The 16,072-nt window shown below is 66.6% G+C and carries 12 protein-coding genes; 4 read left to right on the forward strand and 8 right to left on the reverse strand.

The genetic code is table 11. From position 1 onward, the window contains the following. Window positions 1-46: 46 nt before the first annotated feature. From WC815_21670 to WC815_21700, 7 genes are all read right to left on the reverse strand, one after another. Window positions 47-1,465, reverse strand: a complete 1,419-nt coding sequence (locus WC815_21670; protein ID MFA5911394.1) for an ATP-binding protein — start codon at window positions 1,463-1,465, stop codon at window positions 47-49. Further along, window positions 1,462-2,157: a response regulator transcription factor gene (locus tag WC815_21675; GenBank protein MFA5911395.1), complete on the reverse strand. Its 696-nt coding sequence runs from the start codon at window positions 2,155-2,157 to the stop codon at window positions 1,462-1,464. Before WC815_21675 ends, WC815_21670 begins: the two co-directional genes overlap by 4 nt. A 15-nt stretch (window positions 2,158-2,172) precedes the next feature. Then, window positions 2,173-5,277 carry a CusA/CzcA family heavy metal efflux RND transporter gene (locus tag WC815_21680; GenBank protein ID MFA5911396.1) on the reverse strand — a complete coding sequence of 1,035 codons (3,105 nt, stop codon included), beginning with the start codon at window positions 5,275-5,277 and terminating at the stop codon, window positions 2,173-2,175. 1 nt (window position 5,278) lies between these two features. Further along, a complete protein-coding gene (locus WC815_21685; GenBank protein ID MFA5911397.1) occupies window positions 5,279-6,514 on the reverse strand; it encodes an efflux RND transporter periplasmic adaptor subunit in 1,236 nt (411 codons plus the stop codon). Beyond that, window positions 6,511-7,731, reverse strand: a complete 1,221-nt coding sequence (locus WC815_21690; GenBank protein ID MFA5911398.1) for a TolC family protein — start codon at window positions 7,729-7,731, stop codon at window positions 6,511-6,513. Before WC815_21690 ends, WC815_21685 begins: the two co-directional genes overlap by 4 nt. 65 nt (window positions 7,732-7,796) lie before the next feature. Beyond that, on the reverse strand, window positions 7,797-10,259 hold the full coding sequence (gene lon, locus WC815_21695) for an endopeptidase La (protein ID MFA5911399.1): 2,463 nt from the start codon (window positions 10,257-10,259) through the stop codon (window positions 7,797-7,799). A 97-nt stretch (window positions 10,260-10,356) separates the two neighbouring features. Next, window positions 10,357-10,821 (reverse strand): TraR/DksA family transcriptional regulator, encoded by a 465-nt coding sequence (locus tag WC815_21700; GenBank protein ID MFA5911400.1) that lies wholly within the window; start codon window positions 10,819-10,821, stop codon window positions 10,357-10,359. A gap of 680 nt (window positions 10,822-11,501) precedes the next feature. On the opposite strand from WC815_21700, the gene WC815_21705 reads away from it, so the two are divergent. The 3 genes from WC815_21705 (at window position 11,502) to WC815_21715 (ending at window position 12,674) form a co-directional block, all read left to right on the forward strand. Further along, entirely contained in the window at window positions 11,502-11,975 is a 474-nt protein-coding gene (locus WC815_21705; GenBank protein MFA5911401.1) for a hypothetical protein, read from the forward strand. Window positions 11,976-12,077: 102 nt separating this feature from the next. Next, window positions 12,078-12,293: a 50S ribosomal protein L28 gene (gene rpmB, locus WC815_21710; GenBank protein ID MFA5911402.1), complete on the forward strand. Its 216-nt coding sequence runs from the start codon at window positions 12,078-12,080 to the stop codon at window positions 12,291-12,293. A 12-nt stretch (window positions 12,294-12,305) separates the two neighbouring features. Continuing rightward, the gene (locus tag WC815_21715; protein MFA5911403.1) at window positions 12,306-12,674 is read left to right on the forward strand and encodes a Rid family detoxifying hydrolase; all 369 of its coding nucleotides are present in this window, start codon (window positions 12,306-12,308) and stop codon (window positions 12,672-12,674) included. Here WC815_21715 and WC815_21720 read toward each other — a convergent pair. Continuing rightward, window positions 12,655-14,829: a bifunctional (p)ppGpp synthetase/guanosine-3',5'-bis(diphosphate) 3'-pyrophosphohydrolase gene (locus WC815_21720; protein MFA5911404.1), complete on the reverse strand. Its 2,175-nt coding sequence runs from the start codon at window positions 14,827-14,829 to the stop codon at window positions 12,655-12,657. The genes WC815_21715 and WC815_21720 overlap by 20 nt on opposite strands. Before the next feature lie 268 nt (window positions 14,830-15,097). Here WC815_21720 and WC815_21725 point away from each other — a divergent pair, with 268 nt between their 5' ends. Then, window positions 15,098-16,042 carry a tetratricopeptide repeat protein gene (locus WC815_21725; GenBank protein MFA5911405.1) on the forward strand — a complete coding sequence of 315 codons (945 nt, stop codon included), beginning with the start codon at window positions 15,098-15,100 and terminating at the stop codon, window positions 16,040-16,042. The last annotated feature ends 30 nt before the right edge of the window (window positions 16,043-16,072 follow it).

A 16,072-nucleotide genomic window follows, 5' to 3' on the forward strand; every position in this document is an offset into this window, starting at 1 on the left:
GGTGCGAGCGGCAGGCTGGAGTCGATGGCTTGTCGGTGAGGCCAGGCTAGCGGGTCGCGAGTCCGCCGGGCAGCCCGACCTCGATGGCCGTCCCGGATCCCGCCGAGTCGGCCACCCTGATGGTGCCCTTGAACAGCTGGACGATCTCGCGGGAGATGGCGAGCCCGAGACCGGCGCCGCCGGTCCGGCGCGAGCGGGACGAGTCGATCCGATAGAACCGTTCGAAGACCCGTTCCCGTTCGGCCTCCGGAATGCCGGCGCCGGAGTCGCGCACGACGGTCAGGACCTGATCCGCGACCCATTCGCCGGCGCCGGGGTTGAAGCGGGCGGTCACCGTCACGGTGCCGCCCTCGTGGTTGTACTGGATGCCGTTGCACACCAGGTTGTCGAACACGCGCTCGAGCAGGCCGGCATCGCCGTAGACGACCAGATCCGGTGCGGCGTCCACCGCGACCACGACCCGAGCGGCCGCGGCCGCATCCGCCGTGCGCGCCATGACCCGGTGCAGGAGCTCGGCCACACGCACCTCGCCGACCACAAGCTGCTGGTTCTCCTGTGCCCTGACCAGCAGCATCAGATCTTCGGTCAGCCGGCTCATCACGTGCAGGCGCTCACGAAGCCGGTCGAGCGCGTCGCGATACTCTTCTGGCCCCCGGTCCCGTTTGAGGGTGACGTCGATCTCGCCGAGCATGGCCGTCAGCGGACCGCGCAGCTCGTGTGAGGCATCCGCGGCAAACCGGCGATTGGCCTCGAGCGCGCCGTGAAGCCGCTCCAGCATCTGGTTCAACAGCCGCGTCATCTGCCCGATCTCATCGTCCTGCTGCGGCGGGTCCAGGCGCTTCGCGAATTTTCCCGCTGCGATCGCGGCCGCCTGGTGGGTGATGCGGCGGATCGGGACGAGCGCGCGCGAGGCCAGCGAGAAGCCGATAATCGCCGTCAGCCCAAGGGCGCCAAACCAGATTCCGATCAGGAGATTGCGCAGTTGTCTCAACGTCGCATCGAGCTGACCGGTGAACACGCCAACCGCCACGACGTAGCGTTCCGGGCCCGGGGAGGCCAACCCGATCATCCGGCCGCGCCGCTCACCGACGTTGACGTCGACCAGCGGCGCACCACCGGACAGCGCCCGAATCAGCACCGGCTTGTCGATGAGCGCCTCGGCCTTGCCCAGGCGCGGGGACTGCATCAGGACCCTGCCACCGGCGTCGATCAACTGGACGAACTTGTCCGCATACTCCTGCGGGCTGTGGGCGCCGACGGGGAACTCGTGCAGGTGCAGGCCCAGGCCGGGCTCGTCGACGGCCGACGCGAGTTCGGTGCTGGCCAGGGTCCGCAGTTGCGCGTCGAGGTCCCTCCGCAGGAACGACCGCGCGCCGAAATACACGGCCAAGTTGGCTACGCTCAACACCAGCCCGAAGGCCAGGACCCAGCGCAGGGTCAGGCGCGACCTGAACGACAGCGTCATGGCCGGGCTCCGCCGGCTGGCACCTTCAGCATGTAGCCCATCCCGCGGATGGTGTGGATCAACGGCTCCTCGATGCCCGCGCCGCGCAACTTCCGGCGAAGGTAGCCGATGTAGACGTCGGCCACGTTCGAGAACGGGTCGTAGTCGCCGCCCCACACGTGCTCGGCCAGCTGGTCGCGCGAGACGATGGTCTCGGCATGCCGCAGCAGGTGTTCGAGCAGCCGGTATTCGGTGGCGCTCAGCTCGAGGGAGCGCCCGGCGGCGGTCACCAGGTGCGTGGTGCTGGACAACACGAGGGGGCCGTATGCCAGCGACGCATCCAGCTGGCGGGTGCGGCCCCGGCGCGTCAGCGCCCGAAGCCGCGCCAGCAACTCGTCGAACGCGAACGGCTTCACCAGGTAGTCGTCGGCCCCGGCGTCCAGGCCCTGGATCCGATCGGGCACGGCGTCACGCGCCGTCAGCATCAGCACCGGCGCATCCACCCCGTCGCGACGCAGCCGGCGGCACAGCGAGAGACCGTCCACTCCCGGCAGCAGGATATCCAGGATGATTGCGTCGTACGACTCATCGCCGGCCATCCGTTCGGCCGTGAGGCCGTCCTCGGCAAGGTCGACACGGTAATTCTCCTCCCGCAACCCGCGCACCACGAAGTGGCTGATGGCCGGGTCATCCTCGACGACGAGCACTCGCACATCGGTATTCTAGGTTCAGTCGTCGTCGCCAAGTTGAAGAAGACGCTTCTCGAGCACTTCGTACAAGGTCGGCAGCACCATCAGGGTCAGCAAGGTCGAGGTAATGACGCCGCCAATCACGACGCTGGCCAGCGGCCGCTGGATCTCGGCGCCGGCGCCATGCGACAGGGCCATGGGCACAAATCCCAGCGCGGCCACCAGCGCCGTCATCAGGACCGGCCGCAGCCTCGTCGCCGCGCCCGCGAGCACGGCATCGCGAAGGGCGAGGCCGTCTTCGCGGAGCTTGTTGACGGCGGTCACCAGCACCACGCCGTTCAGCACGGCAACGCCAAAGAGGGCGATGAAGCCGACCGAGGCCGAAAGGTTCAAGGTCAGTCCCCTCAGCCAGAGGGCGGCGACGCCGCCGACCAGCGCGAACGGGACGTTGAGCAACACCAGTCCGGCCTGTCTCAGGCGGCCGAACGTCACGAACAGCAGCAGGAAGATGATGGCGATTGATAACGGCACCACCAGGGCCAGGCGAGCCGTCGCCCGTGCCTGGTTCTCGAACTGTCCACCCCACGCCAGCCGGTACCCGGTTGGCAGCGACAACGCGGCCGCGACGCGCGATTGCGCCTCGGCGACGAAACTGCCGACGTCGCGGCCGCGGACGTTGGTCTGCACCACGAGCCGGCGCTCGGCGTTCTCGTGGTTGATCGCCTCAGGCGCCTGGGTTTCGGAAATGCGGGCCACCCGCGACAGCGGTACCCGTTCCCCTCGACGACCGGTCAGCAGCACCGAGCCAACGGCGTCGGCGTTGGCGCGCATCTCGTCGGGCAGGCGGACCAGCACGGGGAATCGCCGCGGGCCGTCCAGCAATTCGGTGACCACCGACCCGCCCACGACCGTCTCGACCACTTCGCGCACGTCGGCCACATTCAGTCCGTAGCGGGCGATCTGCGCCCTGTCGATGTCGATCTGCAACTGGGCCGCGCCGAACAGCACTTCCGCCTGCAGATCGCTGGCGCCCTGGACCTGTTCGAGGGCCCTCACGACCACGGCCCCCAGCCGCTCGAGCGTGGCCGGGTCCTGGCCGAAGATCTTCACCGCCACATCAGCCTTGACGCCGGAGATCACCTCGTCCAGGCGCATGGCCATCGGCTGGGTGAAGTTGAACGTCACCCCGGGCATCGTCTGAAGGGCGCCGGCAATCGCCTCGATCAACGCCGGCTTGTCGCGGCCGGTCGTCCACGTCTCGATGGGATGCAGCGCCACATACACGTCACCCTGGTAAATCCCCATCGCCTCGGTCGCCAGATCCGGGCGCCCGAGCTTGGTGACGACCTGGCTGACCTCCGGAAACGCCTTGACGATCTTCTCGACGCGCATCGACATGTCGACCGACTCCTGCAGGGAGACGGACGGCAGTTTGCGGGTCTCGATCAGGATCGAGCCCTCGTCGAGCTTGGGCATGAACTCGGTGCCGAGGAACGGGAGCGAGCCCATCGCCAGCGACACCGCGGCCAGCGCCAGCGCCATGGTGCGGCCCGGGTGGTCCATGGCCCACCTGAGATCGTGGAGGTACCTCTCGCGCAACCTCACGAACCAGCGTTCGTCGTGGTGGGTGTGCGCGACCTTCAACAGGTACGACGACATCACCGGGACCACGGTCAGCGACAGCAGCAGCGATCCGAGAATGGCCGAGCAGACGGTGATCGCCATCGGCCTGAACATCTTCCCTTCGAGGCCCTCGAGCGTGAAGATCGGCAGGTAGACCGCGACGATGATCAGCACGCCGAACAGGATCGGCCGCGCCACCTCGGTGGCGGCACCGGAAAAGAGCGCCAGGCGGCTGCCGTGCGGGTCGTGATGCTCCTGGGTGTGGCCGGCTTCCCCGCGCCGGCGGATGAAGTTCTCCATCATCACCACGGCGCCGTCGACGATCAGGCCGAAGTCGATCGCGCCCAGCGACATCAGGTTCGCCGACACCCCGAAGATTCGCATGCCAATGAAGCCGGCGAGCATCGACACGGGAATGACCGCGGCCACGATCAACGACGCCCGCACGTCGCGCAGGAACACGAAGAGAACCACCACGACGAGCAACGACCCTTCGAGCAGGTTGCGGCGCACGGTGGCGGCGGTGCGCTCGATGACCTCGGTCTGGTCATAGAAGGGCGTCAGCCGCAATCCGCCGGGCAGCGTGCCGACGACCTCCGCCATTCGCGCCTTCACCCGGGCGCCCACGTCCTTGCCGTTCTCGCCCTTGAGCATGATCACCATGCCGGCCACCGACTCGCCGGCCCCGTCGTGCGTCACCGCGCCCTGCCGGGGCATGGCGCCAATCCGCACGTCCGCCACGTCGGACACCAGAACGGGGACGCCGTCGACCTCGTTGACGACGATGGCGCGAATGTCGGCTTCGCCGGTGACCAGTCCGGTCCCGCGCACGGAATAGCGTTCCGAGCGATGCTCGATGAATCCCCCGCTGAACGAGGTGTTGTTGACGGCGATGGCGGCGAACACGTCGCGCAGGGAGATCCCGAAGCGCTCCAGCCGCGCCGGATCGACCACCACGTGATACTGGCGCGTCAGCCCGCCCCAGGAGTTGATCTCGCTGACCCCTTTCACCGAGCGCAGCTGCGTTCGCAGGTCCCAGTCGTGAATGGTCTTCCGCTCCATCAGGCTGGCCTCGTCGCTTTCGACCAGGTATTGATAGATCTCGCCGAAAGCGGTGGCCACCGGGCCGAGTGTCGGGGTGAGGCCGGCCGGCAACCGCCCCTTCGCCTCCAGCACGCGCTCGTTGACCAACTGGCGCGCCAGGTAGACCGGAACAGCGTCCTCGAACACCACCGTCACCAGCGACAGTCCCGACTTGGAGACCGACCGCACCTGTTCGGCTCCGGGCACGCCCATGAGCGCCGTCTCGATCGGGTACGACACCCGCTGCTCGACTTCGACGGCCGCCAGGCCGGCGGCTTCGGTCACCACGGTCACCTGGTTATTGGTCAGGTCCGGGAAGGCCTCGACGGGAAGATCCCGATAGGCGACGACCCCGGTGACGATCAGCGCGGCCAGGCAGATCAAGACGAACAGCCGCTGGCGCAGGCTGGTGGCGACGAAACGCTCGATTGCGCCCATCTCAGTTGCCGCCTTCAGCGGCCGGCTTGAGCAACTCCGACTTCAACACGAAGCTGCCGGCAACGACGATGCGCTCGCCGGTTGTGAGCCCGGACTTGACCTCGATCAGATCGTCCGCTTCGGCGGCGAGCTCCACTGCCCGCAACGAGAACCGGCCTCCGGCCCCCGCCACGAACACCGTCGTGCGCCCCTCGATGGTCTGGATCGCTCCCTTCGGCACCACAACCATCTGCCGCGGCTCGCTTTCACCGAGGGCGACTGTGGCAAACATCTCCGGCTTCAGGCGGCCGTCGGCATTCGGCACCGTCGAGCGCACCGTGATGCGGCGGGTCTTCGGATTGACGACGTCGGCGATGAAGGTGATGGTGCCGGCGAAGCGTTCGTTCGGGTAGGCCGCGACCAGCACGTCAACCGGCCGGCCCGTCCGCACCCGCGAGAGCAGGGACTCGTCGATCTCCGCGACCGCCCACAGCGTGGACAACTCGCTGACCACGAACAGGGGCGTTCCGGGCGTGACGGTTGTGCCCTGCGTGACCAGGCGCTCCAGCACGACGCCGCCGATCGGGCTGCGGACGGGAATCTGCTCGTTGGTCTCTTCGGCGGCGGTCTGCGGGTCGTTCTCCGCGGCCTGGGCGACCGAGACGCCGACGTGTTCGAGTTCCTCGATGGAGCGGTTGACCTCCGCCTTTGACATGTCGAGCAACTGCGTCGCCGACACGCGTTCGACCTCGGCGCGTTGCATCTCCTGCAAGGAAATCGCCTTGTCGGCGTAGAGCCGCCGGGCCCGCTCGTGGGCGTCCACCGCATACGCCAGCTCCTTGTCGAGACGGCGGCGGTCGGCAATCGCCTTTCGATACCCCGCCCACGCATCGTGCAACGCATGTCCGTGCATCGTGGCCAGCAACTGCCGGCCGCGCACCCGATCGCCAACCTGCGCAAGGGTCTCGAGGATCAGGCCCTCCTGCAGCGAGCCGATCCGCGCGGTCCTGGATTCGTCCAGGGCCAGCAGCCCCGGCGCCAGCAGGCGGTCGGTCCGCGTCCTGGTCTGCACCGCCTCGACAGCGATCCCGGCGTTCTTGATCGCATCGTCGGTCAGCTTGACGAACTCGGGGCGGCCAGCCGCGGCAGGCGATGCGCCTTCTGGAGGCGGCACCGCGCCGGTGCAGGCGCCGACACCGAGGAGGCAGGCAAGCGCTGCGGCGGGCCGCAGGGCGCGATTGGTGAAGCACGCGGTCATGGCAGGATCTCCAGGCCGACTGCGAGTCGCGCCTCCAATGATGCGGTGAGCGCCTCGAGGCGCAGTTCGATGGCCGTGCGGCGCACGTCACCATGGACGCGTTCGGCGTCAATGAGCTTCAACACGTCGGCCGTGCCTTCCCGAAATGCCGCGCGAGCGGCATTGCGAACGGCGTCGGCCGGCTCGAGCAGATCGCGCCCGGCGCGAGCGGCTCGTTGTGACAGGGCTCGTGCCGTCGAGATGAGCGCGGCGGCCTCCGACGCCAGGCGGCGGGCAACGGCGTCGCGTTCCGCGCGGGCCGCACGTTCCTCGCCGAGCGCCCTGGCCGCGGCGCTGCCATTGCGATCGAACAGCGGCACGGTCAGCGTCACGCCCGCCACGGCGGTGTCGAAACCACTGGTGCGCTTGTAACCTGCGGAAATCACCGGGTCCGGGAAACGCCTGGCCCGCTCGAGGGCCGCCACCTGTTGCGCCCGCTCGAGGCGCATCGCCGCGGAGTGCAACTCCGGATGCCGCGCAATCGCGCCGTCCAGGGATCCTGGCGCGACCTCGGGGGCGGCGACGGACTCGGGCTCAACCAGTTGTTCCGAGGCGATCGGCGCCGCAGCGCCGATCACGAACGTCAGCGCGCCCAGGCTGCGCTCGAGTTCGAGCGAGGCCCTGGCGATGTCGATGTCCATGCGCGCGGATTCGGTCTCGAATTTCAGCAGGTCCGATTCGGCCGCGTACCCTTCGGCGACCCGCCGCCGCATGGTGTCAATGAGTGTGGACAGCCCGTCGCGGTTGGCGGTGAGGGTCTCGAAGAGACCCCGCGACCTGAGCGCCTGCACATAGAGATGAACGGTGCGCACCGTGATTTGCCAATCCACGATCTGCAGGTTGGCGCCGGCCAGATTCCGCTCCGCGGCCGCGATGCCGTGTCTCAGCCCGCGTTTTCCCGCAATCTCCAGGGGTTGGCTGACGACGGCAAAGACGTCGCGTGGAAGTGTCAACCGGCTGGCCGGTCCGAGGTTCTCGATGCGGACGTCGATCAACGGGTTGGGGAGCCGGCCGGTCAGCCGCGCGGCTTCAGCGGATCCGTCAGCCAGGCTTTGGGCGGCCCCGCGCAGTGGCGACGCCTCGCGCGCCTGGGCAACGGCCTGCGCCAACGTCAGGGGTGGTGGGGGTGGCAGGTTCGCCGTCGCCATGGCGGCGGCGAACGTGAGCGCAACAAGCATGCGCCCAATCTAGCGAGGCGAGATAAGACCAGAATGAGAGGCGGGGGCGCGAGTCGGCGAACCTCTTACCGCGACCGGGGCGCATGCCCCGGTCGCGACTTGCGGATGGACGCGGCCGGCCGGTCGGCGTTCTTCTTCTTCGGCCGATCGTTCTCCTGCACCAGCGCCAGCAGCAGCACCTCGTCGATGGTGCTGACCAGGTGAATGGTGAGGCCCTTCAGCAATTCCTCGCCGAGGTCCTCACGCACGTTCTTCTCGTTCTGCCGCGGCAGGATCACTTCCTTGACGCCGGCGCGCTTGGCGGCCAGCACCTTTTCCTTGATGCCGCCGACCGGCAGCACCTTGCCCGACAGGGTGATCTCGCCGGTCATCGACAGGTCGCCGCGCACCGGGCGCCGGGTCAGCTCCGACACCATGGCGGTGACCATGGTGACGCCGGCCGACGGACCGTCTTTGGGGATGGCGCCCGACGGCACGTGCACGTGCAACTCGGAGTGCTTGAAGAACTCCGGATCGATCTGCCACTCGGTGGCGTGCGCCCGCACCCATGACAGGGCGGCGCGCGCCGATTCTTTCATCACGTCGCCGAGCTGTCCGGTCAGCGTGAGTGACCCGTTGCCTGCCATGCGGGTGGCCTCGACGAACAACACGTCGCCGCCGACCGGCGTCCAGGCCATGCCCGTCGCCACGCCCGGCAGCTTGGTGCGGTCCTTCACTTCCTCTTCCATGAAGCGGAACGAGCCCAACAGCTGCTCGACGAACTCCGGCGTGACCCTGACCTTGTCGGTGTCGCCTTCGGCGCGGCGCCGGGCGATCTTGCGGCAGATCGCGCCGATCTCGCGCTCGAGGTTGCGCACGCCCGCTTCACGCGTGTAGCCGCGGATCACCGCGCGCAAGCCGGCGTCGGTGAACACCACCTGCTGCTTGTTCAGGCCGTGGTTCTCGACCTGCTTGGCGACGAGGTGATCGCGCGCGATGGCCAGCTTTTCTTCCTCGGTATACCCGGGGAGCTCGAGCACTTCCATGCGGTCGCGCAGCGCCGGCGGGATCGTGTCCAGCACGTTGGCGGTGGTCACGAACAGCACTTCCGAGAGGTCGAACGGCACGTCGAGGTAGTGATCGCGGAACGTGTTGTTCTGTTCCGGGTCGAGCACCTCGAGCAGCGCGGACGAGGGATCACCCCGGAAGTCGGAGCCGAGCTTGTCGACCTCGTCGAGGATGAACACCGGGTTCTTCGACTCGGCGCGGCGCAGGCCCTGGATGATCTGGCCGGGCAGCGCGCCGATGTAAGTGCGGCGATGGCCGCGGATCTCCGCCTCGTCCCGCACGCCGCCGAGCGAGATGCGCACGAACTTGCGGCCGAGCGACTGCGCGATCGAGCGCGCCAGCGACGTCTTGCCGACGCCGGGCGGGCCGACGAAGCACAGGATGGGCCCCTTCATGCCGGGGTTGAGCTTGCGCACGGCGAGGTATTCGAGAATGCGATCCTTGGCCTTCTCGAGCCCGGAGTGCTCGGCGTCCATGATGCTCTTGGTCTTCTTGAGATCGATGACCTCGTCGGTCCGCTTCGACCACGGCAGCGCCACGATCCAGTCAAGGTAGGTCCGGGCCACCGTGTATTCCGCCGCGGCGGCGGGCATCTTCGAGAGCCGATCCAGCTCGCGCAACGCTTCCTTCTTCACCGGGTCGGGCAGCCCGGCCGCTTCGAGCTTGGTCCGCAGTTCCTCGATCTCGCGGGTCTGGTCGTCGCCTTCGCCGAGTTCCTTCTGGATCGCCTTCAGCTGCTCGCGCAGGAAGTAGTCGCGCTGGTTCTTGCCGACCTCCGACTGCACCTGGCTCTGGATCTTCGAGCCGAGCTCGAGGACCTCGAGTTCCTTGATCAGCAGGCGGTTGAGCACGTCGAGCCGGGCGCGGACGTCCAAGGTCTGCAGCACTTCCTGCTTGGTTTCGGTGCCGATGGTGCCGAGCCCGGAGGCAATGAAGTCGGCGAGGCGGCCCGGGTCGGTGATGTTCGAGGCGAGGGCCTGCAGGTCGTCCGACATCAGCGGCGACAGCGAGACGATCTGCTGGAAGTTAGCCTTGATGTTCCGCTGCAGCGCGTCGATCTCGAGGCGATCTTCGTCCTTCAACACCTCGACCGCTTCGCTGGCGCGGCCCTTCAAGTACGGCCGCGTCGCCGTGACCTCGTCGAGGCGGACGCGGGCGAGGCCCTGCACGATGATGCGCAGGCTGCCATCCGGCAGCTTGAACATCTTGTGGATCTGGCTGGCGGTGCCGATTTCGTGGAGGTCGCTCTGCCCGGGCTCGTCCTCGCCGGCTTCGCGCTGCGCGAACACGGCGATGGTCTGGCCGCTGGCCACCGCTTCGTCAATCAGCTTGACGGAGCTTTCGCGGGCCACGGCGAGCGGCATGAACGCCTGCGGGAACAGCACGGTGTCGCGCAACGGCAACACCGGCATCTCGGGCGGCACGCGAAAGGTCGCGGTATCCGACCCGCTTGGATCCAACGGCTCGAGTTGATTGCTCACGATGCCGCCCCTCCCGGGGCGAGAAAATTAAGGTGAGCCGGAGGCGGGACTCTAACAGGCCCCGCCACCGGCGGAGCCTGTGATAGGACGCCGGGTGTTATCCCCGCATGTCGAAGCCGAGGCTGGACGAACCGCGGCGCGCCTGGATGCGTTCGCGCTGCTGGGCCATCTCGCGGGCCTCTTCGCAGTCTTTGCAGCGGACGGCGAAGGGCAGCGCGCGCAGCCGGGGCTGGGCGATCTCTTCACCGCACTCGAAGCAATGACCGTAAGTGCCTTCTTCGAGGCGCGACAATGCCTCGTTGATCTTGTTCAGCGTCTCCGCCTTCATCTGGATGAGGGCGAATTCGATATCTTCCTGAATGTCGACCTCAGAGGTCTCACCAGGATCGAGGACTTCGTGGTCCTTTTCAGAACCCTCGGCGCGAACATCGCGGATCTTGCCCTGAACTTCGTTCAGGATCTCGCGCTGACGCTCGATGAGCATCCGCTTCAACTCGTCGTACCGTGCCCCGACGGGCACTTCCGCTACTGCGACGTTCCGCTTCTTTGACTTGGCTGCCATGACTTCAGCCGCTCCTTCCGACTTCACCCTTTTGGGGAAGCTATTAAATTGCCCCGCTCTTGCGACCGTCTATAAGCAAGAGCGATGCCTATGAACCTGACCGAACTTGAACTTCCAATAACTGATATGAGCGACGGAAAGGATGACTGGGGATATAAACCGGAGGGCTTGAAAGTGCCTGCCGTCCGCTTGCCCGACGGCGGGCCCCGCCCCGGTCTTCCATGTCTATCGCGTTTATTATCAGAGGCTTAACAGCCCCTGCCGTTCCCGAATATCAGCGGTCCGAACACCGTTTACTGAAGATTAGACGCCGGACCCGCGTTTTGGGTTCTCCCCTGTATGTGTCACTTATCGGGGACACCCACAAACCGGGAAAAGGTAGCATATGGGCATACTGTGTGGCAACAATTACACTCCGCCTACGCGGCCAGGCGTTTAATGGGCCGCTACGGCGAGACCCCGCCGTAGCTCGCCCGAGAATGCCGCGAGCGGAGGCGGGCCGCCTTCAAGAGCGCCCTAAAATGACGTGCCCCCTGTGTCGAAAAAGACCCACCAAGCGGGACTGCCCCGCACTGGGCCGGGGAATTTGTCCCACCTGCTGCGCCACCAAGCGGCTCGTCGAGATCACCTGCCCGGCCGATTGCGGGCACCTGGAGGCCGCCCAACGCCACCCGGCGGCCGTGGTTAAACGCCAAATCGACAGGGACGTGACGGTCTTGATGGCGACCACGGGGCGGCTGTCGGAACAGCAACTCCAGCTGTTCTTCCTTGTGCAGTCGATCATCCTGGGTTACAAGCCCGACGGGCTGGCCCGGGTGCTCGACACCGATGTCGCGCAGGCGACAGGGGCGCTCGCCAACTCCCTGGAAACGTCGAGCCGGGGCGTTATCTTCGAGGAGGCCACCCCGTCCCTGGTGGCGGCGGCCCTGCGCAAGGAAATGCGGACCCTGGTGGACGAGATCACCAAGAACGGCGGCTCCCGGGCCGAGCGCGAGGTGGCGGCGGTGCTGCGCGGGATCGAACGCGGGGCCAGCCACCAGGGCGGCCAGGTAGACGAGGGGCCGACGGGCTACCTGGAACTGGTCCGCCGGGTCCTCCACCAGGGCGCGCCAAGGCGGGGTCAGACCCCGATTCTCGATCCGAGAGGGGTCTGACCCTACCGCGGCCCTGCGAAGGGGCCAGACCCCTCGGGCAGAACCTGCTCGGGGTCAGGCCCCGTACTGATAAGATAGGGGTTTCTTCAAGGAGCCTGTGTAATGGCAATGCGCTGTGAAATCTGTGGCAAGGGTCCGGTGGTGGGCCGCCGTGTCTCTCACGCCCACAACGTCCGTCCCCGCCGCTTCGAGCCGAACCTCCAGACAGTTCGTGCGGTCGTCGATGGCGCCACCAAGCGCGTGAAGGTGTGCACGCGCTGCATCCGTTCGAGCAAGATCGTCAAGGCGGGGTCGAACAAGAACGTCAAGGCCGCCTAAATGCGGGAACTGGTGACGGCAGCCGGCGCGGTCAAGGCCATCGGGCCTTATTCGCCTGCGCTCAAGGTCGGGAACCTGCTGTTCCTGTCGGGATCGATTCCGCTTGATCCCGTCACCGGCCAGATCGTGGCCGGCGACATCACCGCCCAGGCGGCGCGCGTGATGGAAAACATCAAGGCGCTGCTGGCGGCGGCCGGCGCGGACTTCTCGCACGTGGCACGCACCACCGTGTTCATGGTGGACCTCGGCGAGTTCGCCGCCATGAACGACGTCTACGCGAGCTACTTCACGGCGCCGTACCCGGCCCGCTCGACCGTGCAGGTGGTGAAGCTCCCCAGGGACGTGCGCGTCGAAATCGACGTCATCGCCGTTCTGGGATAGGCGCCGTCCGCTCCACGTCCAACACCCCTTTGATCCCGCGGATCGCCTTGATCACCTGCTCGAGGTGTTTCATGTCCTTGATCTCGACGGTGATGTCGATGCGCCCGCGCTGGTCGCCGGTGCGCGCCTCGACGTTGGTGATGTTGGTGTTGATGTCGGAAATCCGCTGGCTGAGCTCGGCGAGCATGCCCTTGCGGTCTTCGACCTCGATCGTCAGCCGCACGGTGTAGGGCGCGATGTCGCCGCCCTTGTCCCACTCGACGTCGATGCGGCGCTCGGGGTCGTACATCAGGTTGATCACATTCGGGCACTTGGCGGCGTGCACCGACACGCCCTTGCCGCGCGTGATGTAGCCGACAATGCTCTCGCCGCGAATCGGGTTGCAGCACTTCGCCCGGAACACCATCAGGTCGTCGGCGCCGCGGACCTTGATGCGATCGGGATCGGAGCCGGTCCGCAGCACGCGCTTCACCGCCGACAGCACCGGGTGTTCCGGCGCCTGCTCCTTCAGCTGGTCCTGCGGAACGATCTTGTCGAGCACCAGGCGCGGCGACACCTTGCCGTAGCCGATCTGCGCGAGCAGGTCCTCCGGCTTGGCGGCGGCGAACTCGGCGAGAATCCTGCCCATCGCCTCGCCTTCGACCAGCTTCGTGCCGTTCAGTCCAAACCGGCGCGCTTCCTTGTCGAACACGCGCTTGCCGAGCTCGACCGCGCGGTCCTTCTCTTCTCCCTGGATCAGGTGCTTGATCTTGTTGCGCGCGCGCGCGGTGACCGCGAAGTTCAGCCAGTCGCGGCTGGGCTTGTGCGAGGCGTTGCGGACAATCTCGACGATGTCGCCGTTCTTGAGACGGGTGCGGAGCGGCACCATGCGCCCGTTGACGCGGGCGCCGACGCACTGGTGGCCGACGTCGGTGTGAATCGCGTAGGCGAAGTCGATCGCGGTGGAGCCCTTCGGCAGCACCTTCACCGTGCCGCGCGGCGTGAAGGTGTAGACCTCTTCGGGGTAGAGATCGATCTTGAGGTTCGACAGGAATTCCTGCGGGTCGCGGACTTCCTGCTGCCATTCGAGCAGCTGCCGCAGCCACTGGAAGTACTGCTCGTCGCGGCCGGCGCCGACGCGGCCTTCCTTGTACTTCCAGTGCGCGGCAATGCCTTCCTCGGCCAGCCGGTGCATTTCCTCGGTGCGGATCTGCACCTCGAAGGGAAAGCCGCGGTCGCTGATCACCGAGGTGTGCAGCGACTGGTAGCCGTTGGGCCGCGGCATGGCGATGAAGTCCTTGATGCGGCCCGGCACCGGCGACCACGTCTGGTGAATGATCCCGAGCGCGGCGTAACAGTCCTTCACCGACGGCGTGACAATGCGGAGGGCGACGAAGTCGTAGACCTGCTCGAGGTCGATCTTCTGGCGCTTGAGTTTGAGCCAGATGCTGTAGAGGCGCTTGACCCGGCCGTCGACGCTGATCACCGGCACTTGCGCCTCGCGCAGCTTGTCGCGGATGTCGGCGGTCAGCTGCTCGATCATCCCCTCGGTGGGCTTGCGCTTGGCCGCCACCTTGGAGCGGAGCGACTCGAAGGCGGCGGGCTCGAGGTAGCGGAACGACAGCTCCTCGAGCTCGTTCTTGATGCGGCTCATGCCCAGCCGGTTGGCGATCGGCGCGTAGATGTCGAGCGTCTCCTGCGCGATGCGGGCGCGCCGGTCGTCGGGCATGTGCTGGAGCGTGCGCATGTTGTGGAGCCGGTCGGCGAGCTTGACCAGGATGACGCGGATGTCGTCCACCATCGCCAGCAGCATCTTGCGGAAGTTTTCCGCCTGGCGCTCCTCGGTGGACGAAAAGGGGATGGCGCCGATCTTGGTGACGCCCTCGACGATGTGGGCGACGTCCTCGCCGAACTTCTCGCGGATCTTCTCGGGGGTGGTCAGCGTGTCTTCGACCACGTCGTGGAGCAGGCCGGCCGCGATACAGACCGCGTCCAGCTTCATTTCGGCCAGGATGTCGGCCACTTCCAGGGGGTGGACCAGGTAGGGTTCGCCCGAATGGCGGATCTGTCCCTTGTGCTCCAGGGCCGAAAATACGTAGGCCCGGCGGAGCAACTCGAGATCGGCGTCCGGGCTGTAGCCGCGGACCTTGTCGAGCAGATCCTCGAAGCGAATCATGAAGTTCGGTGTCTAATGGCTTTATCGGTCGCTGAAGGTCCGGCTAGAGCCGGACATTTGGCGCTGAGGGTCCGGCTAAAGCCGGACGCTACATTTAGAGACAAGCCCGCCGAGCCGGAAGTGCCATGTGGCGTCCGCCTTTAGGCGGACCTTGCCTCCATCATAGGGCATGACCTCACTGGTGGTTGCGGGGGGTCTGGAAACGAAGCTATACTTTCCGGCCTTGCGGCTTGAACGTGTTTTACAGGGACTTACAGGGGGAATTCTGATGAGAAAGCGGTCTTCGGCAGCGTATTTGGCGCTGGTTATGGGACTGGGCGTCGCGCTTGCCGGTTGCGGATACATCGGCGAGGTCCGCGCCATGAAGGCGTTCAAGGACGGCAACAAGGCCTACGGCGCCAGCGATTGGCGGGCGGCGGCCGAGAAGTACGAGGAAGCGGCGGCGCTCGATCCGAACAACGCGGCCATCTTCTTCTACCTGGCCAACTCGTACGACAACATGTACCGGCCGGCCCGTAAGGGTGAGGCGGCCAACGACGAGCTGATGCTCAAGGCCGTCGAAAACTACAAGCTCGCGAGCGAGAAGCTGACGGAAGACACCGTGCCGAAGCGCTCGCTGGCCCTGGAATTCCTGGTCGCGGCCTACGGCCCCGACAAGCTGGCCGACCCGACCCAGGCCGAGCCGGTGGTGAAGCGCATGATCGAACTGGCGCCCAACGAGCCGACCAACTATTTCCAGCTCGCGAAGATTTACGAAGACTCGGGCGAGTACCAGCTGGCCGAAGAAACCTACCTGAAGGGCCGTGACGCCAAGCCCAACGACCCGACCGTGTACCTGACCGTGGCCGGCTACTACAACCGGCAGGGCGACTTCCCCAAGCTGGTGGAGAACCTCAGGAAGCGCGTGGACCTCGAACCGACCAACCCCGAGGCCCACTACACGCTCGCCACCTACCACTGGGACAAGGCATCGCGCGACTTCCGCCTCTCCGACAAGGAAAAGTTGCAGCTCGTGCTCGACGGCCTCACCGCGGTGAACAAGGCCCTCGAGATCAAGCCCGACTACGTCGAGGCCATCACCTACAAGGGCCTGCTGCTCCGCACGCAGGCGCTCGTCGAGAAGGACCCCAAGAAGCAGCAGGCGCTGCTCAAGGAAGCCACGGAGCTGGGCGACAAGGCTAACGCCATGCGCAAGGCCAAGGCCGCCAGCTAAATCGGGCATACGCCCAAAACAATCTAAACG

This window comes from Vicinamibacterales bacterium (assembly GCA_041659285.1).
In the GTDB taxonomy this organism is placed as follows: domain Bacteria; phylum Acidobacteriota; class Vicinamibacteria; order Vicinamibacterales; family UBA2999; genus 12-FULL-67-14b.